The organism is Halomonas caseinilytica (assembly GCF_001662285.1).
GTDB lineage: Bacteria > Pseudomonadota > Gammaproteobacteria > Pseudomonadales > Halomonadaceae > Halomonas > Halomonas caseinilytica.
In genome coordinates this window covers 24,542-45,388 of record NZ_BDEO01000002.1, presented here as the reverse complement: position 1 = coordinate 45,388, position 20,847 = coordinate 24,542, and the positions used below count along the sequence as shown (strand labels likewise).

The window sequence follows — 20,847 nt, the reverse complement described above, 5'->3', positions numbered from 1 at the left end:
TAAACAGTTTGCCATGGAAGATTGCGGAGGCGCCTTGATCCTCGATGCTAGACGTGCCGCCTTGCTGGTGGCGGCCAATACCGCTCTGGCTCCCTTTGCCATCGATGCCTACCTGCCGGCCATGCCGGCACTGGCCGAGGCGGTGGGAGAGAGCATCCATCATACCGAGCTGTCGATCAGTCTGTTCCTGCTGGGATTCGCCTTCGGCCAACTGACCGGCGGCCCCGCCTCCGATCGCTTCGGGCGTCGGCCGGTGCTGCTGACGGGGCTGGTGGTGTTTCTGCTGGCCAGCTTGATGATCACCCAAGTCGACTCGCTGGTCGAATTGCTCGTGCTGCGCTTCGTGCAGGCGCTGGGCGGCGGTGCCTGCGTGGTCAATTCGGCGGCCATCGTGCGCGATTGTTTCAGCGGTCGGGAGGCCGCCAAGGTCATGTCGACCATGGCGATGATCATGATGCTGGCGCCCCTGGCGGCACCGGCCGTGGGGAGCGGCTTGTTGTATCTGGCCGATTGGTGGCTGATTTTCGTCTTCCTGGCGGTTTACGCTGCCTTCCTGCTGTGGCTGATGGGCACCCGGTTGCCGGAGACCCGGGCGCCGGATGCGCCCAGTGCCTCGCCTCGTCAGGTGTTGCGCAACTACGTCAGCGTGCTGTGCCATCGCGAGGCCATGGGGTACGTGTTGTCGGTGGCCACGACCTTCGCGGGCATGTTCGCCTTCATCACCGCTTCGCCGTTTCTCTACATGACGCACTATGGCCTGTCACCGGCGATCTATCCGGTGGTCTTCGGGGCCAATGTGGTGGTCATGGCGGGGTCCAATCGTCTCAATATCCGCTTGCTGCGCCGGCGTACCCCGCAGCAGAACATGCGGCTGGGCATGGGCGTGCAACTCGTCGTGGCACTGAGTCTGATCCTGCTGGTAGCTACCGGGCTTGATTCGCCCGTTAGCGTGGTGCCCCTGATCATGGTGTTCATGGGCATGGTGGGCCTGATCACGCCCAATGCCATTTCCTCGATGCTTGAGCACTTCAGTCATATGAGTGCCACGGCTACGGCATTGCTGGGGAGCATCCAGTTCACCTGCGGGGCTCTGGCCGGCGTGATCGTGAGCGCCTTCGAGATCGACAGCGCCTGGCCGATGGTGCTGACCATGCTGTTCGTCTCGCTGGCCGGCAATCTCGCGTTGCGCGTGCTGGCCGGTCATGCCGGCCGGTCGGCCGCTGCGAGCCAGGAGGGTCGAGAAGAGGGCGCCTGAGTTTTTTACATCGAGTAAGCGATTGTCATGAAGCTGTCATTTTCGTGCGGCATCTTGTGTTTCGCGCAGGATGAACACTTCCATGAACAGGAGCTCTACTCCATGAACCGCATCCTCAATAGCCGCACTTTCAAGACCACCGTCATCGCTGCCGCCGTTGGCGTGGCTGGTGTTGCCCAGGCCCAAGAGCGAGAGCAACTGCGTATCGTGGGCTCCAGCACCGTCTATCCGTTCGCCAGCTATGTGGTTGAAGAGTTCGGTGCTACCACCGAGTATCCGACGCCGGTCATCGAGTCCACCGGTTCCGGCGGTGGCCTGCGCCTGTTCTGCAACGGTGTGGGCAGCGACACGCCGGACATCACCAACGCCTCGCGTCGCATGAAGCCCTCCGAGTTCGAGCGCTGCCAGGAAAATGGGGTGACGGACATCAGCGAAGCCATGATCGGCTATGACGGTATCGCCTTCGCGCAGTCCAGCGAAAATGATGCCATGCCGGTGACGCGTGAGCAGCTCTTCCTGGCCCTGGCTGCTCAGGTGCCGGTCGACGGTGAGCTGGTCGACAACCCGTACCAGCAGTGGAGCGATATCGACGACTCTCTGCCGGAGCGCGAGATCGCCGTCTATGGCCCGCCGACCACCTCCGGTACCCGTGATGCCTTCGAGGAGCTGGTCATGGAAGCCGCTTCCGAAGACATGGAGGCCTATGGCGAAGCCTATACCGATATCCGTTCCGACGGTGCCTACATCGATTCCGGCGAGAATGACAACCTGATCGTTCAGCGTCTCTCCGAGAACACCGATGCCTTCGGCATCTTCGGCTACTCCTTCCTGGAAGAAAACGCCGATACGCTGATCGGTTCCAGCATCGATGGCGTCGAGCCGACTCCGGAAGCGATCGGCAGCGGCGAATATCCGGTGTCTCGCTCGTTGTTCTTCTATACCAAGAACCAGCATGCCGAAGACGTTCCGGCGATGATGGAGTATGCCAACCTGTTCATGAGCGAGAAGATGATCGGCGACATGGGATATCTGAAGGACCTCGGCCTGATCCCGGCTCCGGAAGATCTGCGTGAAGAGCAGCGCAATGCCATCAAGAACCAGGAGCAACTGGAACTGGCTGATCTGAAGTAAGTCGACCGGGGCTTGCCCTGAACCGGCCGACAGCCAGGGCTGTCGGCCGGCTCACGTTAAGACGGATGATCCGTCGATGAACTCCTTCGAGAGAATCCTATGCAGACCAATCAACTCTTCGCCATCTTCTGCGGCACTCTCTTGGTGCTGGGTCTGATAGCCTTCTTCCTGGGACGGTCCAAAGCCTCCAGGGTGCGTGCGGCAGGTACCTCCATGCACGCTCAGCCCGATCAGTATGGCTGGTTCACCGTTCTATCCACGGCGGGGCCTGCGGTGCTGGTAGGGGCTGTCGGTGCCTTCGTGATGCTGCTGCTGGGCGGAGACATTCCGACCTTCTATCTGCTGGCCGGTAGTCTGACCGTTGCCTGCGTCGGGCTGATGGCCGGTATCTATCTGGTCAAGCCCAACTTTCATGCCCGCAAGGCCATCGAAGCCGTAGTGCGCTTCCTGCTGGCCGGTGCGGCGATGGTGTCGATCTTCACTACCTTCGGCATCCTGATTTCGATCATCGGGGAGGCGATTCGCTTCTTCCAGATGCAAAGTTTCTGGGATTTCATCACCGGCACGACCTGGAACCCCGGTGCCAGTTTCCTGGAAGCCGCGGGACGCAGTGATGAAGCCTCAAGTGCGGCCCAGTTCGGCTCGGTGCCGCTGTTCGCCGGGACCTTCATGATCACCCTGATCGCGATGCTGGTGGCCATTCCGGTGGGCCTGCTGTCGGCGATCTACATGTCCGAGTTTGCGCCCGAGAAAGTGCGCACCGTGGCCAAGCCGGTTCTCGAAGTGCTGGCCGGCATCCCAACGGTGGTTTATGGCTTTTTCGCCGCCATCACCGTGGCGCCCATCGTCGTGGCGGTCGCTGCCTTCTTTGGGATCGAGGCTTCCTTCAGCAACGCCATGGCCCCTGGCATCGTCATGGGCATCATGATCATTCCTTTCATCTCCTCGCTGTCGGATGATGTCATCAGTTCGGTTCCCGGCAGCATGCGCGAGGGGGCCATGGCACTCGGCATGACCCGGAGCGAAATGATCCGTGACGTTGTGGTTCCCGCGGCCATGCCCGGGATCATTTCTGCGTCGTTGCTGGCCGTCTCGCGGGCGCTGGGCGAGACCATGATCGTGGTGATGGCTGCCGGCATGCGTCCCAATCTCACCGCCAACCCCTTCGAGGACATGACCACGGTCACGGTCCGGATCGTCGCGGCACTGACAGGCGATCTGGAGTTTGGTAGTGCCGAAACCCTGTCGGCCTTTGCCCTGGGGCTGGTGCTGTTTGCGGTAACCCTTTCCCTGAATTTCGTCTCGGTGATCATGATCCGCCGATTCCGCGAAAAGTACCGCATCAACAACCTCTAAGCTGGGAGTCGTGACCGATGAACCAATCTTTCGATGAGATCAGTGCCCAGCTCAAGAGCCGTCACCGCAAGTCGGCACGCTTGAAATGGATGTCCATGGGTGCCTTGGGGCTGGCTGGCATGTTTCTGGTCCTGTTCTTTGCCGACATGCTGGTCAAGGGACTGCCGGCTTTTCAGCAGGCGCAGATCCAAGTGGAAGTCGATTACAGCGAGCAGGCCAGCGAGATTCCGCTGGCGGCACTCAGTGAGGAGATTCGCCCGCTGGTCAGCCGTGGCTACCTGCGCCTGATACCTCAGCGCATGAAGGACAACCCGGAACTGCAGGGGACGACGCGCACCGAGTGGGTGCTGGCCGACAGCGCGGTGGATCAGTACCTCAAGGGGCATCACTCCAATCTCGGGGCCGACGAGCAGTCGACAGTGGATCGCCTTGCATCCCAGGGTCGCGCGGAACTCAAGTTCAACACGACCTTCTTCGCCAAGGGCGACTCCAAGATGGCCGAGTTCGCCGGTATTGCCGCGGCGGCGTTCGGTACGGTGATGACGTTGCTGGTGACGCTGGCGGTGGCCTTTCCCATCGGCGTGATGACGGCGGTCTATCTGGAAGAGTTTGCGCCGGACAATCGCTTTACCCGACTGATCGAGATCAATATCAACAATCTGGCAGCGATTCCTTCGATTCTGTTCGGTCTGCTCGGCCTGGCCATCTTCATCGGCTTTTTCGGTGTACCGCGTTCGTCACCCTTGGTGGGTGGCTTGACGTTGGCACTGATGACCCTGCCGGTGATCATCATCTCGACACGTTCGGCGTTGCGCAGCGTGCCGGACTCCATTCGTCATGCCGCCTTCGGCGTAGGCTGTTCGCGCTGGCAGATGGTCAAGGACCATGTGCTGCCGGTTGCCTTTCCGGGGATCATGACCGGCTCGATCATCGGGCTGGCCCAGGCAATGGGCGAGACGGCGCCGCTGATCATCGTCGGCATGGTGGCTTTCATCCCGGATATCACGGGCTCCTTTACCGAGGCCGCCACTGTACTGCCTGCACAGATCTTTACCTGGGCCGGCGAACCGGAACGAGCCTTCATCGAGAAGACATCCGGCGGCATTCTGGTGTTGCTGGCGGTGTTGATCTTCATGAATGCGACTGCCGTGGTGCTGCGCAAGAAATTCGAACGTCGCTGGTAATCCCGCGGCCTAATACAGGTAATGCAATGATGAACATGCAAGTTGCCCAGCGGAGTACGATATCTATGACCGGTCATACCGCCGGAGAGCCGGTGACACGAAACGAGGACGCCAACCACGAGCTGAGCATCCGTGTGCGCGATCTCAATCTCTGGTACGGCAAGAACCAGGCTCTCAGTGATATCGACATCGATATCTATCAGAAGAATATCACGGCGCTGATCGGGCCTTCCGGTTGCGGCAAGTCGACGTTCCTGCGCTGTCTCAATCGCATGAACGACCTGATTCCTAGCGTGCGTATCCAGGGACTGGTCGAGATGGATGGCCGCGACGTCAACGATGCCAAGATGGATGAGGTGGCGTTGCGTCGCCGGGTGGGTATGGTCTTCCAGAAGCCCAACCCCTTCCCCAAGTCGATCTATGAAAACGTCGCCTATGCGCCACGCATGCACGATCTGGTGAGCCGCAAGGCCGATTCCGACGAACTGGTCGAGCGGGCCCTGCGTGATGCCGGTCTGTGGGAAGAGGTCAAGGACAAGCTGCAGGAGCCCGGCACCTCGCTGTCCGGCGGTCAGCAGCAGCGCCTGTGCATCGCCCGGGCCATCGCCGTGCGCCCCGATGTGATCCTGATGGACGAACCGACGTCTGCCCTGGACCCGATTTCCACGGCGACCATCGAGGATCTGATGGACAAGCTGAAGCAGCAGTTCACCATCATCACCGTGACTCACAACATGCAGCAGGCCGCCCGAGTCGCCGACTACACGGCGTTTTTCCACTTGGGCGAGATCGTCGAGTACAACGACACCAAGACGATGTTCGCCAATCCGGCCACCAAGAAGGCCGAGGATTACATCACCGGGCGTTACGGCTGATCTCTCGCTGACGGGCATCGGAAACGGGGAGGCGAGACATCGTCTCCCCGTTGTCGTGTCCGGCCGTCATGGATTTGACATCCCGGCATTGTATATATGGAATTCCATATATGCTTTGGAGCCCCCGACATGGCCAAACCGCGCGTTCTTTTCCTGTGCAACGCCAATTCCGCCCGCTCGCTGATGGGCGAAGCCTTGCTGAGGCACATGGCCGGCGATCGTTTCGAGGTCTTCAGTGCCGGTACCGACCCGGATAGACCCCATGAGTTGGCCCTGGCGGCATTGCGCAAGCAGGGCATCGACAGCTCGGGGCTGGCCAGCAAATCGCTGGATGACTTCGCCGGTCAGCACTTCGACACGGTGATCGTGCTCTGCGACAAGGCGAAGCAGGCGTGTCGCGATTGGCAGGGTAGCCGCGATGAACAGCTCTACTGGGATATCCGCGACCCCCGCTTCATCGAGCGTCCCGATGCTTACGAACAGGCATTGCAGGAGATCCGCCAGCGCCTCTTGCTATGGCAGCAGCTCAAGGCACACGACGACGGAGGAGACACTCCTTCATGACACGACGCATCGGTATCAACGGCTTCGGCCGTATCGGCCGACTGACTCTGCGTAGCCTCTGGCCCCAAATCGAGGCTGGGCAGGTCGAGATCGTCCGTATCAACGATCCGGGTGGCGATGCCGCGACCTTCGCGCATCTGCTGGAATTCGACTCGGTGCATGGCCACTGGGCGCCGGGATGTGGCATTCGGGCCGAGGATGATGTCCTGCTGGTGGACGGTCGGCGTATCGCCTTCAGCGGCGGGCGAGACTATGGGGCAAGCGACTGGTCGACCTGTGACGTGGTGATCGAGGCCTCCGGTACTGCCAAGAAAAGCATGCAATTGGCGCCGTATTTCGAGCAGGGCGTGGCGCGCGTCGTCGTGAGCGCGCCGCTCAAGGATGACGATGTACTCAATGTGGTGATGGGGGTGAACGAAGACCGTTATGATCCTGAGGTGCATCGCATCGTCACCGCCGCGAGCTGCACCACCAACTGCCTGGCGCCGGTGGTCAAGGTGATCCAGGAGACCTTCGGCATTCGCCACGGTTCGATGACCACGGTGCATGACATCACCAATACCCAGACCATCCTCGATGCTCCTCACAAGGACCTGCGGCGGGCCCGGGCCTGCGGCATGAGCCTGATTCCCACCACGACCGGCTCGGCCAAGGCGATCACTGCAATCTTCCCGGAACTCGAGGGCAAGCTGAACGGCCACGCCGTGCGCGTGCCGCTGGCGAACGCCTCGCTGACCGACATGGTCTTCGAGCTGGAGCACGAGGTCACGGTGGAGGAGGTTAACACCGCCCTGGAACAGGCGGCGAAAGGCCCGCTGGCCGGTATCTTGGGCTATGAAGAACGCCCTCTGGTCTCCATCGATTATCGTACCGACCCACGTAGCTCGATCATTGACGCGCCATCGACCATGGTGGTGAACGGGACTCAGCTCAAGCTCTACGCCTGGTACGACAACGAGTGGGGCTATGCCAATCGCACGGCCGAGCTGACACGGAAGGTGAGCTGTGGCTGAGTCGCTTGTTGCGCGTTTCAGGACGCTGCCCTTCGAGATTCGACAATATCTGCTGATCACCGGCAACTACTGGGCCTTCACCCTGACCGATGGGGCCCTGCGCATGCTGGTGGTGCTGCACTTTCACCAGTTGGGGTATTCTCCGCTGGAAGTGGCCCTGCTGTTTCTCTTCTACGAGGCCTTCGGCGTGGTCACCAACCTGGTGGGAGGCTGGCTGGGGGCGCGCCTGGGGCTCAATCGCACCATGAATCTCGGGCTTGGCCTGCAGATCGTGGCGCTGGGCATGCTGATGGTGCCGTCCGCCGCCTTGAGCGTGCCATGGGTGATGGCCGCCCAGGCGCTCTCGGGGATCGCCAAGGATCTCAACAAGATGAGCGCCAAGAGCGCGGTCAAGGTGCTGGCGCCGAAGGATAGTGCCAATGCTGGCAGCGCTCTCTATCGCTGGGTGGCGATTCTCACCGGTTCCAAAAACGCCCTCAAGGGAGCCGGTTTCTTCCTGGGTGGGGCACTGCTGACCTGGATCGGCTTTCGCGGGGCCGTCATCGCCATGGCGGTGATGCTGGTCGTCGTGCTGGGGTTGTCGTTGCTCAGGCTCAAGGCCGACCTGGGCCGCGGCAAGCGCAAGCCGAAATTCACCGAGGTGTTCGCCAAGTCGCGGGCCATCAATGTACTCTCGGCGGCCAGGTGCTGCCTGTTTGCCGCTCGCGATGTGTGGTTCGTGGTGGCGCTGCCGGTCTTTCTGTATGACCAGCATGGCTGGAGTTACTGGACGGTAGGCGGCCTGCTGGCGATCTGGGTGATCGGCTATGGCGGCGTGCAGACCCAGGCTCCGCGGCTGACCGGTCTGGTGCAGGGCGGCCCACGTACCGTCACGGTGTTCTGGGCCTTGATGCTGGCCGGCCTGCCGGCACTGCTGGCGATGCTGCCGCTGGCCGAGGTGGGCTGGCTGGTGGCGGGACTGCTGGCCTTCGGCGTGCTGTTTGCCATCAATTCCAGTTGGCACAGCTATTTGATCGTCCACTTCGCTCGCGCCGATGGCGTCTCCATGGACGTGGGCTTCTACTACATGGCCAACGCCATGGGCCGGCTTGCGGGAACGGTCCTGTCAGGCTGGCTGTATCAGGTGCATGGCCTTTCCGTCTGCCTGTGGGGGTCGGCGGCGCTGGTGGCGGCCAGCGCGCTGATGGCCCTGGCGTTGCCAGGCCAGAGGCACACGGCTTGAGTTGTGCCGAAGCAGAGCCGCTCGCACGAGCATTCACACACGAGGAGGCCACGACCTTGAGCCATATGACACCCTTGCGCGTCTTCAAGTGCCTGGCCGACGAGACTCGTCTGATGCTGACGCTGCTCATTCGGCAGGAAGGGGAGTTATGCGTCTGCGAATTGACCCATGCGCTGGACGAGTCGCAGCCCAAGGTGTCGCGCCATCTCGCCCAGCTGCGTCAGTGTGGGCTGCTGGTGGATCGGCGTGACGGCCAATGGGTCTACTACGGCATCGCTCCCGACCTTCCCGACTGGACATCGGCTATCCTGATGGCCGGGGCGGAAGGCGAGATCACGCGCCTCGAAACGCTCCGGGCGCGTCTCGCTCACCTGGGCGACCGCTCCGAGCGTCGCGTGGCCCTGTGCTGACGATCCATCGAGCTTGTCGTGGCTAGCGCCGGGTGCCTATTCCTCGACCTCCGCGACAGGGCCTAGATCAAGGCGCGCCGCATGCGTGCCGAGATCGCTTCGCTGACCACCACGGTAGCCAGTATGACGAGCAGGATGGTGGCGACCTGGGACCAGGCCAGGGTGTCGATGGAGGACTGCAGTTTCATGCCGATTCCCCCGGCGCCGACCAGGCCGAGGATGGTGCTTTCACGAATGTTGATGTCCCAGCGAAACACTGAAATGCCCCAGAAGGCGGGCAGTACCTGGGGCACGATGCCGTAATGGATCACCTGGGCGGATCGAGCGCCGGTGGCGACCATGGCCTCGATCTGGCGCGCATCGGTCTCCTCGATGGCCTCGTACAACAGCTTGCCGACGAAACCGATGGAACGCAGGGCGATGGCGACGATGCCGGCCAGCAGTCCCGGACCGATGATCGCGACCAGCAGCAAGGCCCAGATCAGCGAGTTGATCGAGCGCGAGGTCACGATCACCAGCAGTGCCACGGGGCGGACCAGCGCGGCCGAAGGCGTGGTGTTGCGCGCCGCCAGAAACGCTACCGGTACCGCCAGAATGACGCCACCCAAGGTGCCGAGGGTGGCGATGTTGAGTGTATCCCACAGGGGCGCCAGCAACTCCGGCATGTAGCCCAGCGCCGGCGGAAACAAGCGGCTGCCGATGTCGGCGGCCTGGCGCGGCGCATCGGCGACGAACAGCCACATGGTGTCTTCGTTCATCAGTTGCCAGCACCACACGAACAACGCCACCAGTGCCAGCCATCCGAGCCACAGGGCCAGGCGGGCCCGAGGCGTGCGGAACGTCCAGGCTTGCGAGTAGTGGGAGGGCTCGCCGGGCTTGACGTCGAGCTTGCTCATTGCAGGGTTTTCCTCAGATGGCTGGATGCGTATTCCGCCAGCATGACGATGGCGATGACGATCAGCAGGATGGCCCCGGCACTGTCGTACTCGTAACGGTCGATAGCGGTATTGAGTGTGGCGCCGATGCCGCCGGCACCGACGATCCCGATCACCGCGCTTTCGCGGAAGTTGATGTCCAGCCGATAGAGCGACAGGCCGAGCAGGCGTGGCATCACCTGGGGCTGGATGGCGTAGTGGACCAGTTGCCACCAGCTGGCGCCGGTGGCGCGTATGGCCTCGGCCTGACTGGCGTCGATCTCCTCGATGTCGTCGGCGAGCAGCTTGGCCAGAAAACCGATGGAGGCGAAGGCCAGGGTGATGAAGCCGGCGAAAGGCCCGAAGCCGAACATGGCCACCAGAAAAATGGCGATGATGATCTCCTGCAGCGAACGGCTCACCGCGATGATCGAGCGGCACACCAGATAGACCGGGCGTGCCACCAGGTTGCGTGCCGCACCGATGCCAATGGGCACCGAGATCAGAATGCCCACCACGGTGGCGGTGAGTGTCATGGTCAGGCTCTCGATCAGCCCCTGACGGATATCGCTCCAGCGGCTGCTGAAGTCCGGCTGCAAGAAGCCATGGGCGAAGCGGGCTCCGCGTTCCAGGCCATCGATCAGGCGTGCCGTGTCGACTTCCAGCGAGCTGATGGCCAATGTCAGATAGGCCAGGATCGCCAGCGGCAGGAGGACTCGCCAGCGACGGCCAGTGATGATCTGCGGCGGGCGTCGCCAGTGACGTGGATAGTGCCGAGCCTGCTTCATCCCACGCTCTCCGCGAGTGGCAGTCGACCAGCCCGTTCGGCGACTTCGTCGTCTTCGTGTTCCTGGCGCATGAGGGTCCAGTCCTCGGCGCCGTAGATCTCGGTGAGCATGGTGTCGTCGAGTTTCTGAGGCGCACCATCGAAGACCATCTCGCCGCTGCGCAGCCCGACGATACGATGCATGAACTGCTGGGCCAGGGGGACATCATGGATATTGACGATGGCCGGCAGGTCACGTTCTGCACAGATCTCGGTGATCAGGCGCATGATCTGTCGGCTGGTCCGTGGATCAAGGCTTGCCGTGGGTTCATCCACCAGCAAAAGCTCCGGCTCCTGCGCCAGGGCACGTGCGATGCCCACACGTTGTCGTTGACCGCCGGAGAGGGCATCGGCGCGCTTGTCGGCGTGGTCGAGCAGGCCCACCCGATCGAGCAGGCGGTAGGCGTTCTCGATGTCGTGGCCCGGGAAGCGTCGGGTAAAGCTACGCCAGAAGGGGACATAGCCCAGTCGCCCGGAGAGCACGTTCTCCATCACGGTGAGGCGCTCCACGAGAGCGTATTCCTGGAAGATCATGCCGATGCGCCGGCGAGCCCGGCGCAGCTCCCGGCCGCGCAGCCCGGCCAGGTTCGTCTTGCCCAACCGGATGGTCCCGGCGCTGGGTTCCACCAGCCGATTGATGCAGCGGATCAGGGTGGATTTGCCGGCGCCGGAAGGGCCGATCAGCCCCAGCACCTGGCCTTGCGGCACCTGGAAGGTCACCTCGTGCAATGCCTTGTCGCCCGAGGAGCCGGCGCCGTACGTCTTGGATAAGTGATCGAGGGTCAGCACTTGTCACCTTTCAGCATGCGACGAGGAAGCAGGCGACTTGCCGCCTGCTTCCTGATGGACGGCCGACTCAGTCGCAGTTGTACTCGACACCGTTGGCTTCGTCGATCTGACGGATGACGGCCCAGTGATCCTGGAAGCTGATGGGAATGAATTGTTCCTCGCCATTGCGGCCGAACTCTTCGGCAAGCTGACTGCCTTCCCAATCGAAGCTGAAGAAGGCTTCCTTGATATCGTCCTGCAGCTCGGGAGCCAGGTTGTAGACGGTGCCATAGCCGGTGGTGGGGAAGGTGTCGGACTGGTAGATCACCTCGAGCTGATCGGCATCGATGACGCCGCGGTCGATCATGCGGTTCTTCACCGAATTGGCAACGGTGGCGACCTCGTAGTCCTCGTTGGCCACACCGAGCACGGAGTTGTCGTGCTTGCCGGAGAAATCGACCTCATAGTCTTCGCCGGAGGTCATGCCGAACTCCGAGGCCATCAGGGCGGTAGGAGCCTTGAAGCCCGAGTTGGACGTTTCGGACGTGTGCGTCAGGGTCTTGCCGCGAATGTCCTCCACCTCGTCGATGCCGGAATCCGGGTAGGTGATGATCTCCATTTCGTATCCGAAAGAGCCATCCTCGGCGGCCATCATGGCGAAGGGGCGAAAGCCGGCACAGGCCACTGCCAGGGGATTGGAGCCAGTATTGAAGCCAGCCACGTGCAGGCGTCCGGCACGCATCGCCTCGATCTGGGCGGCGTTGGATTGTACCGGGAAGAATTGCACTTCCTTGCCGGTTACCTCTTCCATGTGCTCCAGAAAGCCGGCCCACACGTCGGCATAGACGGCGGGATCCTCGACCGGTGTATAGGCAAACACCAGGGTGTCCGGGTCGAGCCACTGGGACTCGTCGTCGGGGATGTCGGCGACCAGGTCACCGTCGGCGTCGGTGAAACGCTCGCTGAGCTGGAAGTCGGCCTGAGCCTGGGAGAGGCCGGCGGCCAGGGCGGTGGCGGCCATGCCGCCAGCGATCAGGAAACGGGGAAAGCTGTGCACGGGTCATCACCTGTGTCGGGAAATGGGAACTCGGGCGATAGCTTGGTCAGAGGTCGTGACAACGATGGGTCGAGGAGATGTCGTGCCGATGAAGGTTAGGTGACCCTGAAGCGTGATTCGCGAAGAGTCGGGAGTTACTGTCATCGAGACCCGAAAGGGTGTTCAGCTTTCCGGTGGTGCTGTCCAGAGAAGCGGATAGTGAGGCATTATCGTGCTTTCTTGATAGGCGAATGCTATTGCCGACTTTCGTTGACCCCGTTCAGGAGCCATCACTTGTGTGCCCTCATTCGCTGAGCCTCGAGCGCTTCGCCGTAGGTGAACTAAGCGACGTCGACCTGAACCTCGCGCCCGGCGAGATTCTTTGCCTTTCGGGGGCCAGCGGTTCGGGAAAGAGCCGGCTGTTGCGTGCCCTGGCGGACCTCGAGCCTCACGCAGGGGAGGCATGGCTGGGTGAACGGGCGCAGTCGATGATCCCGGCCCATGAATGGCGGGCCCAGGTGATGCTGGTGCCGGCGGAGAGTCATTGGTGGGCCGATCATGTTGGCGATCATCTGCCGACGGTCGCCCCGGCCGATCTGGAGATGTTGGGCTTTACTCCGGACGTGCTTGATTGGCAGGTGGCGCGGCTTTCTTCCGGGGAGAGGCAGCGTCTGGCGCTATTGCGGGCAGTCGCCCGCGGGCCCCGGGCATTGCTGCTTGACGAACCCACCGCCAATCTCGACGGAGTCACGATCCGACGCGTGGAAGCCTGGCTGGTCGAGCGCATTCGCGCTCGAGGCTGGCCGACGCTCTGGGTGGCCCACGACACGGGCCAGATCGCTCGGGTGGCGGATCGTCACTGGTGCCTCCGCGATGGGCAACTGGTGGAAGAGGAGGAGATGAGCGCATGGACGTGATCGTGCTCAGCTGGTGGCAATTGGCCCTGGCGGCACTGCTGGTGGTGGCGCTGGCAGGGTGCACGGTCGTCGCGCGACTGGGCATGGCCAGAAGCCTGCTGTTCGCCGCGGCGCGCACTGTGATTCAGTTGTCCTTGGTGGGCCTGGTGCTGGAGGCGTTGTTCGCGGCATCGGCATTGCACTGGGTGGCGCTGATGGCATTCGGCATGTTGCTGATTGCCGGGCGCGAGGTGATGGCACGCCAGACGCGTCGCCTGGTAGGCGGCTGGGCGTTCGGCATCGGCACGCTGGCGATGTTCGTGTCCTCGTTCAGCGTGGCCGTGCTGACCCTGACCGTGGTCATCGGGCCGGATCCCTGGTATCGGCCTCAATACGCCATCCCGCTGTTGGGCATGATGCTGGGCAATACCATGACCGGCGTGGCTTTGGCGCTGGACCGTCTGACCGACACGGCCTGGCGCCAGCGGGCGGTGATCGAGAATCGCCTGATGCTCGGGCAGCGCTGGCAGGAGGCGGTCGGCGATATCCGCCGCGAAGCGATGCGCAGCGGCCTGATGCCCACCATCAATGCCATGGCCGCCGCCGGCGTGGTCAGCCTGCCGGGCATGATGACCGGCCAGATACTGGCCGGCAGCCCGCCGGCACTGGCGGTCAAGTATCAGATCCTGGTGATGTTCACCCTGACCCTGGGCACCGGGTTCGGCACCCTGGTGGCGGTGGCTGCAGGGAGTCGGCGATTGTTCGACGATCGCCAGCGGTTGCGGCTGGAGCGCCTGGCCGCCCCTCGCCATTAGCAAGGGGCAATGGGCGAAGCGCCCTAGTCGATCAGTTCCACGGCCACGGCGGTGGCTTCACCGCCGCCGATGCACAGGCTGGCGATGCCGCGCTTGCCGCCTCGGGTGCGCAGGGCGTGGATCAGGGTGGCGATGATCCGCGAGCCGGTGGAGCCGATGGGGTGGCCCTGGGCGCAGGCACCGCCGAAGACGTTGACCTTGTCATGGGGCAGGCCCAGGTCGTCCATGGCCATCAGGGTGACCACGGCGAAGGCTTCGTTGATCTCGAACAGATCCACGTCGTCGACACCCCAGTCGAGCTTGTTCATCAGCTTGTCGATGGCGCCCACCGGGGCGATGGTGAACTCGCTTGGATGGCGCGAATGGGTGCTGTGGCCGAGCATGCGGGCGATGGGCTTGGCGCCAGCCCGATCCGCCGCCGCCTGGCTGGCCAGGATCAGCGCCGAGGCACCATCCGAGATCGAGCTCGAGTTGGCGGCAGTGATGGTGCCGTCCTTGGCGAAGGCCGGGCGCAGTTCGCGAATCTTGTCGAGCCGGGCCTGAAAGGGCTGCTCGTCGTGCTCGACCCGAGTCTCGCCCTTGCGATCCTTGACCGTGACAGGTGCCATCTCGGCATCCAGGTGGCCTGCCTCGGTGGCCTGCATGGCGCGTTCCAGCGAGGCAATGGCGAAGTCATCGAGCCGCTCGCGGGAATAGCCGCGCTCGGTGGCGATCTGCTGGGCGAAGCCGCCCATCAACTGGCCGGTCTCGGCGTCTTCCAGGCCATCGAGGAACATGTGGTCCTTCAATTCGCCGTGCCCCAGGCGGTAGCCGGTGCGCGCCCGGGTCAGCACATGCGGGGCGTTGGACATGGATTCCATGCCGCCGGCCAGCAGGACCTCGCCGCTACCGGCACGAATCAGGTCATGGGCCAGCATGGTGGCTTTCATGCCCGAGCCGCATAGTTTGTTGATGGTGGTGGCGCCGATGGTGTCGGGAATGTTGGCCTGACGCATGGCCTGCCGGGCCGGCCCCTGCTTGACGCCGGCGGGCAGTACACAGCCCAGGATGCCCTCGTCGATGTCGGAGGCCTCGATGCCGGCACGTTCGATGGCGGCGCGGATCGCCGTGGCGGCGATCTCCGGGGCAGTGAGCGAGGCGAGGCTGCCGAGCATGCCGCCCATGGGCGTGCGAGTCGCGGAGAGGAATACGATATCGTCGGCGTGGCTCATGAGGTATCTCCCGATCAGTGATGGTTGTGATTGTGAGGGCGCGTTGGTCAACGGCGTTGACCCGTCGGCGGGGCTATGATCTTCTCAGGGTCAACCAAGCAAGCGCTAGTGTAAATCTCGATGAATGTAATGAATGACTCTCCGCGCCGCAAGGAACTGACGCGCCAGGCTGCCCAGCTCTTCGTTCAGGAAGGCTTCGACCGTACCACGGTGCGCATGCTGGCCCAGGAGATGGGCATCAAGTCCGGAAGCCTGTTCCACCATTTCCGCGACAAGCAGGAGATCCTGGCCGCGGTGATCGAGGAAGGCACGCAAAACGCCCTCGGTATCGCACGGGCAGCCCTCGATGACTGCGACAGCAACCCTGCTTCGAGGTTGCACGCCATGGCCCGGGCTCACCTGGAGACGCTGCTCACCGACCGCAACGCCCATGTGGTGGCGCTGTACGAATGGCGACGCCTGGACGCGCCGGCGAGAGCCCATCTCAGCCACCTGCGCGATGCCTATGAGGCACTCTGGGAAGAGGTGATCGACGACGCCCTGGCCGCCGGCCTGATCCGGGGCGATCGTTTTCTGGTCTCGCGTTTCGTGATGGGCGCGCTCAACTGGACCGTGCGCTGGTATGACCCTGATGGTGAACGGACGCCGGATGAACTCGCCGGGGAGCTCGTCGCCATGTTGACCCATCCTGCCGGCTGACGGGCGCTTGTCGTTTGGGCATGGCGTCGACCATGGTCTAGCTCCATTTGCGTCTTCGGCGCTTGCCCTGCCGAGCACGAGCCTCTAGCTTGACCCTAGCGCTTGATAGGTTGACGCTTACGTCAACGAAAACATGGCGAGCGGTTTCCGACAACAATCACAAGGGGGCAAGCCCATGACCACGACCTTTCCCGACTATCATGCCTATCTCGAGACCTTTGCCATCGACGATGTCGTCGCCCGGCTCGACGACCATTGCGATGGCCGGTTGAATGCATTCGAGGCTTGTTGCGGGCGCCACTTGCGCGAAGGGCGCACCGAAGTGACGGCCCTGGTCCACGAGGACACGCGAGGACGGATCACGACGCTGAGCTATGGCGAACTGGCTGCCGAAAGCGAGAAGCTCGCCGGCTGGCTCACCGAGCACGGCCTGGGCGAGGGCGACCGTATCGCCTGCATGTTGCCTCGCTCGCCACAGCTGTTGATCGCGATACTGGCCAGCTGGCGCATCGGCGCGGTCTACCAGCCGCTGTTCACCGCCTTCGGATCCGATTCAGTGGCGTATCGGCTGGAGCGTGCCGATACCCGCCTGGTGATCACCGATGGCGACAATCGCGCCAAGTTCGATGGTCTGGACCGGTGCCCGCCGGTACTCGTCGTGGGTGGGCCCGATGCCGAGCATGGCGATGATCTGGATTGGGCCTCGGCCCTGGCGCATTCGCCCATCGAGACAGCGGCACCGCGGCAGTCGCCGGATGCCCCCTTCCTGCAGATGTTCACCTCCGGCACCGTGGGCAAGCCCAAGGGCGTTGCCGTGCCGCTCGCCGCCATGCCGGCCTTCGCGCTCTACATGGAACTGGCCATCGGTCTCGATGACTGCGACCGTTTCTGGAACATGGCCGATCCCGGCTGGGCTTATGGTCTTTACTACGCCATCGTCGGTCCGCTGTTGCTGGGTGTGACCACGCACTTCTGCGAGTCTGGCTTCAGTGCCGAGGGTGCGCTGAGCTTCATGGAGCGTCATGGCATCACCAATTTCGCCGCCGCGCCCACCGCCTACCGCCTGATGAAGGCATCGGGACTGTTCGATGACGCTCATGAGCGGCTCTCCTTGCGGCGTGCCAGTTCTGCCGGCGAGCCGCTCAATACCGAGGTGGTCACTTGGGTGGAAACGGCGCTGGGCTGTTCGGTGATGGACCACTATGGCCAGACCGAGACCGGCATGACCTGCTGCAACCATCACGCCCTGGCGCATCCCAAGCATGTCGGTGGCATGGGCGTGCCGATGCCTGGCTATCGCCTGGCGATCCTCGATGCCGAGTACAACGAGCTGCCGCCTGGGAAACCCGGCGTGCTGGCGGTCGACATCGCCTGTTCTCCGGCACATTTCTTCCCCGGCTATACCTGGCAGGAGAAGGAACCCTTCGTGGGGGGCTATTATCTGACCGGTGACGTGGTGCAGCGCAATGAGGATGGTAGCTTCCAGTTCGCCGGTCGCGACGACGACATCATCACTACCGCCGGTTATCGAGTTGGGCCCACCGATGTAGAGAACTCGGTTCTCATGCATCCGGCCGTGGCGGAGTCGGCCGCGGTGGGCCAGCCCGACGCGATTCGCGGTGAGATCATCAAGTCCTATGTGGTCCTGCGAGATGGCGTCGAGGCCAGCGATACGCTTGCCGACGAGATCCGCCAGCAGGTGCGCGAGCGCCTTTCGACCCATGCCTTTCCCAGGGTGATCGAATTCGTCGACACCCTGCCCAAGACACCCAGCGGCAAGATCCAGCGCTTCAAACTGCGTGCTGATGCCGCCGACAAGGCGGAGACGACCGCTCAATGACCATGGAGATGTAGCGATGCAATTGAAGGACAACGCCTTTCTGATCACCGGTGCCGCATCCGGGCTGGGCGCCGCCACGGCGGAGCGCATCGTCGCTGCCGGCGGCCGGGTGGTGCTGTGCGATCTCAGCGAGACGGTCGAGTCGCATGCCGCCCGGCTCGGTGAGGCGGCCCTGGCGGTACGCGGGGACGTGACTCGAGAAGATGACATGCAAGCCGCCGTGGAGGCGGCCGTGTCACTGGGTGGCAAGCATGGGCTGGCCGGTGTGATTCATTGCGCCGGGGTTGTCAGCGTGGCCAAGCTCCTGGATCGCGAGGGCAATCCTGCCAATCTCGAGGCCTATGCACGTACCGTGCAGATCAATCTGGTAGGCACCTTCAACGTGATGCGTCTGGCCGCGGCGGCGATGTCGCAGAATGACCCTTTCGAGGACGGAGAACGAGGGGTGATCATCAACACGGCCTCGGTCGCCGCCTTCGACGGTCAGGTGGGCCAGTGCGCCTACAGTGCCTCCAAGGCCGGCGTGGTCGGCATGAGCCTGCCGGCGGCCCGTGAACTTTCGCGGCACGGCATTCGCGTCATGGCCATCGCCCCCGGTGTGTTCGAGACACCGATGATGAGCGACATCCCGGAAGACGCCGTGGCGGCCTTGTCCGCCTCCGTTCCTTTCCCCAAGCGGCTCGGCAAGCCTGATGAATATGCCCGCCTGGCCGAGCAGATCGTCACCAACCCGATGCTCAACGGCGAAGTGATTCGCCTGGACGGCGGAATCAGGATGCAATGACCCGGCCTCGCCGGGAGCGATAAGTCGTAAGCGATCGCTGGAAGAAAAAACCATGACCCCATGCTGTCGGAACTCATGCTGTCTTCCAGCTTCTGCCTTCCGTTTTCCGTCTTGAACGAACGCTTGACTGTCATGCGTGGCGAGCGTAATTTCAAACAAATGTTTGAAAGGCGGTTTGCCAGTGATGGATGGGCCGCCTCCTGCGTCCACGTTCGAGGAGAGAGACAATGCCCGACTATCAGGCCCCCTTGCGTGATCTGCGCTTCGTCATGGACGAGATGCTCGATTATCCGACCCATTACGCGGGGCTGCCCGGTGGCGAGGAGGCAACGCCCGATGTAGTGGGGGCGATCCTCGAGGAGGGCGCACGCTTCGCGCGAGAGGAACTGCTGCCGTTGAACCAGAGCGGCGACCTGGAAGGCTGTCTGCTCGAGGGCGGCGAGGTCAAGACGCCGAAGGGGTTCAAGGAGGCGTACCACCGTTATGTGGAGGGTGGCTGGCCGGGTCTGGCTGCTGACCCGGAACAGGGTGGGCAAGGGTTGCCGCCGTCGCTTGCCATGGTGCTCTCGGAGATGATCTGTGCCACCAACCTGGCCTGGGGCATGTATCCGGGGTTGTCTCATGGAGCTGCCGATGCCCTGCGCCACCATGGTACCGAAGCGCAGAAGGACACCTACCTGACCAAGCTGGTCGAGGGCGTTTGGACCGGCACCATGTGTCTGACCGAGCCGCACTGCGGGACCGATCTGGGGCTGATCAAGACCCGGGCGGTGCCCAATGATGACGACAGCTATACGATCAGTGGCACCAAGATCTTCATTTCCGCCGGCGATCACGACCTGGCCGAGAACATCGTTCACCTGGTACTGGCCAAGTTGCCGGACGCGCCGGCGGGTTCCAAGGGGATCTCGCTGTTCGTGGTACCGAAGTTCATGCCGGATGCCGATGGCAACCCCGGTGAGCGGAACGGCGTGAGCTGCGGCTCCCTCGAGCACAAGATGGGTATTCATGGCAATGCCACCTGCGTGATGAACTTCGATGGTGCTCAAGGCTTTCTGGTCGGCAAGCCCCACAAGGGGCTGGCCTGCATGTTCACCATGATGAACGCTGCCCGTATCGGCGTGGGCATTCAGGGACTCGGGCTCACCGAAGCCAGCTTCCAGAATGCCCTGGCTTATGCGCGAGAGCGCCTGCAGATGCGTGCACTGTCCGGCGCCAAGGCCGAGGACAAGCCGGCCGACCCGATCATCGTGCATCCGGACGTTCGCCGTATGCTGTTGACCCAGAAGGCCTTCGCCGAGGGCGGTCGCATGCTGGTGCTCTACACCGCGCAGATGGTCGATCTGGTGGAACGTAGCGACGATGCCGACCGACGCGAGCAGGCCGAGACCCTGCTTGGCCTGCTGACGCCCATCGTCAAGGCCTTTCTCACCGAGGTCGGGTTCGAAGCGACCAACGAGGGGGTCCAGGTGTTCGGTGGGCATGGCTTCATTCAGGAATGGGGCATGGAACAACTGGTACGCGATGCGCGTATCACCCGCCTCTACGAGGGCACTACCGGTATTCAGGCGCTCGATCTGCTGGGTCGCAAGGTGCTGATGAGCCAGGGTGAGACGCTCAAGGTCTTCACCAAGGAAATTCACAAGTTCTGTCAGGCCGAGGAAGGCAATCCCGCCATGGCCGAGTTCGTGCGCCCGCTGGCCAAGCTCAATACCGAGTGGGGCGAATTGACCATGAGCGTGGGCATGAAGGCCATGAATGACCGCGAGGAGGTGGGGGCAGCCAGCGTCGATTATCTGATGTATGCCGGCTACGTGACGCTTGCCTATCTGTTTGCCCGTGCCGTGAAGCACGCTCAGGCGGCACTGGAAGCCGGAACCGATGATGCCGCCTTCTACCGCGCCAAGATCAATACCGCGCGCTTCTACTATGAACGGCTGCTGCCACGCACTCGCGCTCATGCCCAGATGGTCCAGGCTGGCGGCGAGTCGCTGATGACACTGTCCCCCGACGACTTCGGTCGCGGGTTCGAAATCTGATCCTTGTGG

At 62.9% G+C, this 20,847-nt stretch carries 20 protein-coding genes; 15 read left to right on the top strand and 5 right to left on the bottom strand.

Annotated elements, in window-relative coordinates; genetic code table 11:
• The first annotated feature begins 34 nt into the window (after positions 1–34).
• The 9 genes from HSDC_RS04235 (at position 35) to HSDC_RS04195 (ending at position 9,010) form a co-directional block, all read left to right on the top strand.
• Positions 35–1,255, top strand: coding sequence for a multidrug effflux MFS transporter (locus tag HSDC_RS04235; RefSeq protein ID WP_064698875.1), 1,221 nt, complete (start codon positions 35–37; stop codon positions 1,253–1,255).
• A 102-nt stretch (positions 1,256–1,357) separates the two neighbouring features.
• Positions 1,358–2,386, top strand: coding sequence for a PstS family phosphate ABC transporter substrate-binding protein (locus tag HSDC_RS04230; protein WP_064698874.1), 1,029 nt, complete (start codon positions 1,358–1,360; stop codon positions 2,384–2,386).
• Positions 2,387–2,485: 99 nt separating this feature from the next.
• Positions 2,486–3,742: a phosphate ABC transporter permease subunit PstC gene (pstC, locus tag HSDC_RS04225; protein ID WP_064698704.1), complete on the top strand. Its 1,257-nt coding sequence runs from the start codon at positions 2,486–2,488 to the stop codon at positions 3,740–3,742.
• Positions 3,743–3,759: 17 nt separating this feature from the next.
• Positions 3,760–4,926 carry a phosphate ABC transporter permease PstA gene (pstA, locus tag HSDC_RS04220; protein ID WP_064698703.1) on the top strand — a complete coding sequence of 389 codons (1,167 nt, stop codon included), beginning with the start codon at positions 3,760–3,762 and terminating at the stop codon, positions 4,924–4,926.
• 65 nt (positions 4,927–4,991) lie between these two features.
• Positions 4,992–5,801 carry a phosphate ABC transporter ATP-binding protein PstB gene (pstB, locus tag HSDC_RS04215; protein WP_425292859.1) on the top strand — a complete coding sequence of 270 codons (810 nt, stop codon included), beginning with the start codon at positions 4,992–4,994 and terminating at the stop codon, positions 5,799–5,801.
• A gap of 129 nt (positions 5,802–5,930) precedes the next feature.
• Positions 5,931–6,365, top strand: a complete 435-nt coding sequence (locus HSDC_RS04210) for an arsenate reductase ArsC (RefSeq protein ID WP_064698702.1) — start codon at positions 5,931–5,933, stop codon at positions 6,363–6,365.
• Positions 6,362–7,378 carry an ArsJ-associated glyceraldehyde-3-phosphate dehydrogenase gene (locus tag HSDC_RS04205; RefSeq protein ID WP_064698701.1) on the top strand — a complete coding sequence of 339 codons (1,017 nt, stop codon included), beginning with the start codon at positions 6,362–6,364 and terminating at the stop codon, positions 7,376–7,378. Before HSDC_RS04210 ends, HSDC_RS04205 begins: the two co-directional genes overlap by 4 nt.
• Positions 7,371–8,600, top strand: a complete 1,230-nt coding sequence (gene arsJ, locus HSDC_RS04200) for an organoarsenical effux MFS transporter ArsJ (protein WP_064698700.1) — start codon at positions 7,371–7,373, stop codon at positions 8,598–8,600. The genes HSDC_RS04205 and arsJ overlap by 8 nt, the downstream gene beginning before the upstream one ends.
• 65 nt (positions 8,601–8,665) lie before the next feature.
• Positions 8,666–9,010: a metalloregulator ArsR/SmtB family transcription factor gene (locus HSDC_RS04195; RefSeq protein WP_064698699.1), complete on the top strand. Its 345-nt coding sequence runs from the start codon at positions 8,666–8,668 to the stop codon at positions 9,008–9,010.
• 62 nt (positions 9,011–9,072) lie between these two features.
• Here HSDC_RS04195 and phnE (HSDC_RS04190) read toward each other — a convergent pair whose 3' ends face one another.
• The 4 genes from phnE (HSDC_RS04190) to phnD form a co-directional block, all read right to left on the bottom strand.
• On the bottom strand, positions 9,073–9,906 hold the full coding sequence (gene phnE, locus HSDC_RS04190) for a phosphonate ABC transporter, permease protein PhnE (protein WP_064698698.1): 834 nt from the start codon (positions 9,904–9,906) through the stop codon (positions 9,073–9,075).
• Complete coding sequence (phnE, locus tag HSDC_RS04185) at positions 9,903–10,712, bottom strand: phosphonate ABC transporter, permease protein PhnE (RefSeq protein WP_064698697.1); 810 nt, start codon at positions 10,710–10,712, stop codon at positions 9,903–9,905. The genes phnE (HSDC_RS04190) and phnE (HSDC_RS04185) overlap by 4 nt, the downstream gene beginning before the upstream one ends.
• A complete protein-coding gene (phnC, locus tag HSDC_RS04180) occupies positions 10,709–11,539 on the bottom strand; it encodes a phosphonate ABC transporter ATP-binding protein (protein ID WP_064698696.1) in 831 nt (276 codons plus the stop codon). The genes phnE (HSDC_RS04185) and phnC overlap by 4 nt, the downstream gene beginning before the upstream one ends.
• A 67-nt stretch (positions 11,540–11,606) precedes the next feature.
• The gene (gene phnD / locus HSDC_RS04175) at positions 11,607–12,539 is read right to left on the bottom strand and encodes a phosphate/phosphite/phosphonate ABC transporter substrate-binding protein (protein ID WP_064698872.1); all 933 of its coding nucleotides are present in this window, start codon (positions 12,537–12,539) and stop codon (positions 11,607–11,609) included.
• Between the two features lie 311 nt (positions 12,540–12,850).
• On the opposite strand from phnD, the gene HSDC_RS04170 reads away from it, so the two are divergent.
• Positions 12,851–13,471 carry an ABC transporter ATP-binding protein gene (locus HSDC_RS04170; protein WP_137055189.1) on the top strand — a complete coding sequence of 207 codons (621 nt, stop codon included), beginning with the start codon at positions 12,851–12,853 and terminating at the stop codon, positions 13,469–13,471.
• Complete coding sequence (locus HSDC_RS04165; protein WP_064698694.1) at positions 13,462–14,265, top strand: ABC transporter permease; 804 nt, start codon at positions 13,462–13,464, stop codon at positions 14,263–14,265. Before HSDC_RS04170 ends, HSDC_RS04165 begins: the two co-directional genes overlap by 10 nt.
• A 23-nt stretch (positions 14,266–14,288) precedes the next feature.
• On the opposite strand, the gene HSDC_RS04160 is transcribed toward HSDC_RS04165, so the two are convergent.
• Positions 14,289–15,476, bottom strand: a complete 1,188-nt coding sequence (locus HSDC_RS04160; protein WP_064698693.1) for an acetyl-CoA C-acyltransferase — start codon at positions 15,474–15,476, stop codon at positions 14,289–14,291.
• A gap of 129 nt (positions 15,477–15,605) precedes the next feature.
• On the opposite strand from HSDC_RS04160, the gene HSDC_RS04155 reads away from it, so the two are divergent.
• The 4 genes from HSDC_RS04155 to HSDC_RS04140 all read left to right on the top strand — a co-directional run bounded on the left by HSDC_RS04155 (position 15,606) and on the right by HSDC_RS04140 (position 20,838).
• Entirely contained in the window at positions 15,606–16,175 is a 570-nt protein-coding gene (locus tag HSDC_RS04155; protein WP_064698692.1) for a TetR/AcrR family transcriptional regulator, read from the top strand.
• A 175-nt stretch (positions 16,176–16,350) separates the two neighbouring features.
• A complete protein-coding gene (locus HSDC_RS04150) occupies positions 16,351–18,015 on the top strand; it encodes an AMP-binding protein (RefSeq protein ID WP_064698691.1) in 1,665 nt (554 codons plus the stop codon).
• A gap of 16 nt (positions 18,016–18,031) precedes the next feature.
• Entirely contained in the window at positions 18,032–18,799 is a 768-nt protein-coding gene (locus HSDC_RS04145; protein WP_064698690.1) for an SDR family NAD(P)-dependent oxidoreductase, read from the top strand.
• A gap of 227 nt (positions 18,800–19,026) precedes the next feature.
• Positions 19,027–20,838 (top strand): acyl-CoA dehydrogenase C-terminal domain-containing protein, encoded by a 1,812-nt coding sequence (locus HSDC_RS04140; protein WP_064698689.1) that lies wholly within the window; start codon positions 19,027–19,029, stop codon positions 20,836–20,838.
• Positions 20,839–20,847: the final 9 nt, after the last annotated feature.

Bases quoted from the DNA above. Each gene is read 5' to 3' on its own strand.
- HSDC_RS04230 (WP_064698874.1), top strand. From the start codon at position 1,358: ATGAACCGCATCCTCAATAGCCGCACTTTCAAGACCACCGTCATCGCT.
- pstC (WP_064698704.1), top strand. From the start codon at position 2,486: ATGCAGACCAATCAACTCTTCGCCATCTTCTGCGGCACTCTCTTGGTG.
- pstA (WP_064698703.1), top strand. From the start codon at position 3,760: ATGAACCAATCTTTCGATGAGATCAGTGCCCAGCTCAAGAGCCGTCAC.
- pstB (WP_425292859.1), top strand. From the start codon at position 4,992: ATGACCGGTCATACCGCCGGAGAGCCGGTGACACGAAACGAGGACGCC.
- HSDC_RS04210 (WP_064698702.1), top strand. From the start codon at position 5,931: ATGGCCAAACCGCGCGTTCTTTTCCTGTGCAACGCCAATTCCGCCCGC.
- HSDC_RS04205 (WP_064698701.1), top strand. From the start codon at position 6,362: ATGACACGACGCATCGGTATCAACGGCTTCGGCCGTATCGGCCGACTG.
- HSDC_RS04195 (WP_064698699.1), top strand. From the start codon at position 8,666: ATGACACCCTTGCGCGTCTTCAAGTGCCTGGCCGACGAGACTCGTCTG.
- phnE (WP_064698698.1), bottom strand. From the start codon at position 9,906: ATGAGCAAGCTCGACGTCAAGCCCGGCGAGCCCTCCCACTACTCGCAA.
- phnE (WP_064698697.1), bottom strand. From the start codon at position 10,712: ATGAAGCAGGCTCGGCACTATCCACGTCACTGGCGACGCCCGCCGCAG.
- phnD (WP_064698872.1), bottom strand. From the start codon at position 12,539: ATGGCCGCCACCGCCCTGGCCGCCGGCCTCTCCCAGGCTCAGGCCGAC.
- HSDC_RS04165 (WP_064698694.1), top strand. From the start codon at position 13,462: ATGGACGTGATCGTGCTCAGCTGGTGGCAATTGGCCCTGGCGGCACTG.
- HSDC_RS04160 (WP_064698693.1), bottom strand. From the start codon at position 15,476: ATGAGCCACGCCGACGATATCGTATTCCTCTCCGCGACTCGCACGCCC.
- HSDC_RS04155 (WP_064698692.1), top strand. From the start codon at position 15,606: ATGAATGACTCTCCGCGCCGCAAGGAACTGACGCGCCAGGCTGCCCAG.
- HSDC_RS04150 (WP_064698691.1), top strand. From the start codon at position 16,351: ATGACCACGACCTTTCCCGACTATCATGCCTATCTCGAGACCTTTGCC.
- HSDC_RS04145 (WP_064698690.1), top strand. From the start codon at position 18,032: ATGCAATTGAAGGACAACGCCTTTCTGATCACCGGTGCCGCATCCGGG.
- HSDC_RS04140 (WP_064698689.1), top strand. From the start codon at position 19,027: ATGCCCGACTATCAGGCCCCCTTGCGTGATCTGCGCTTCGTCATGGAC.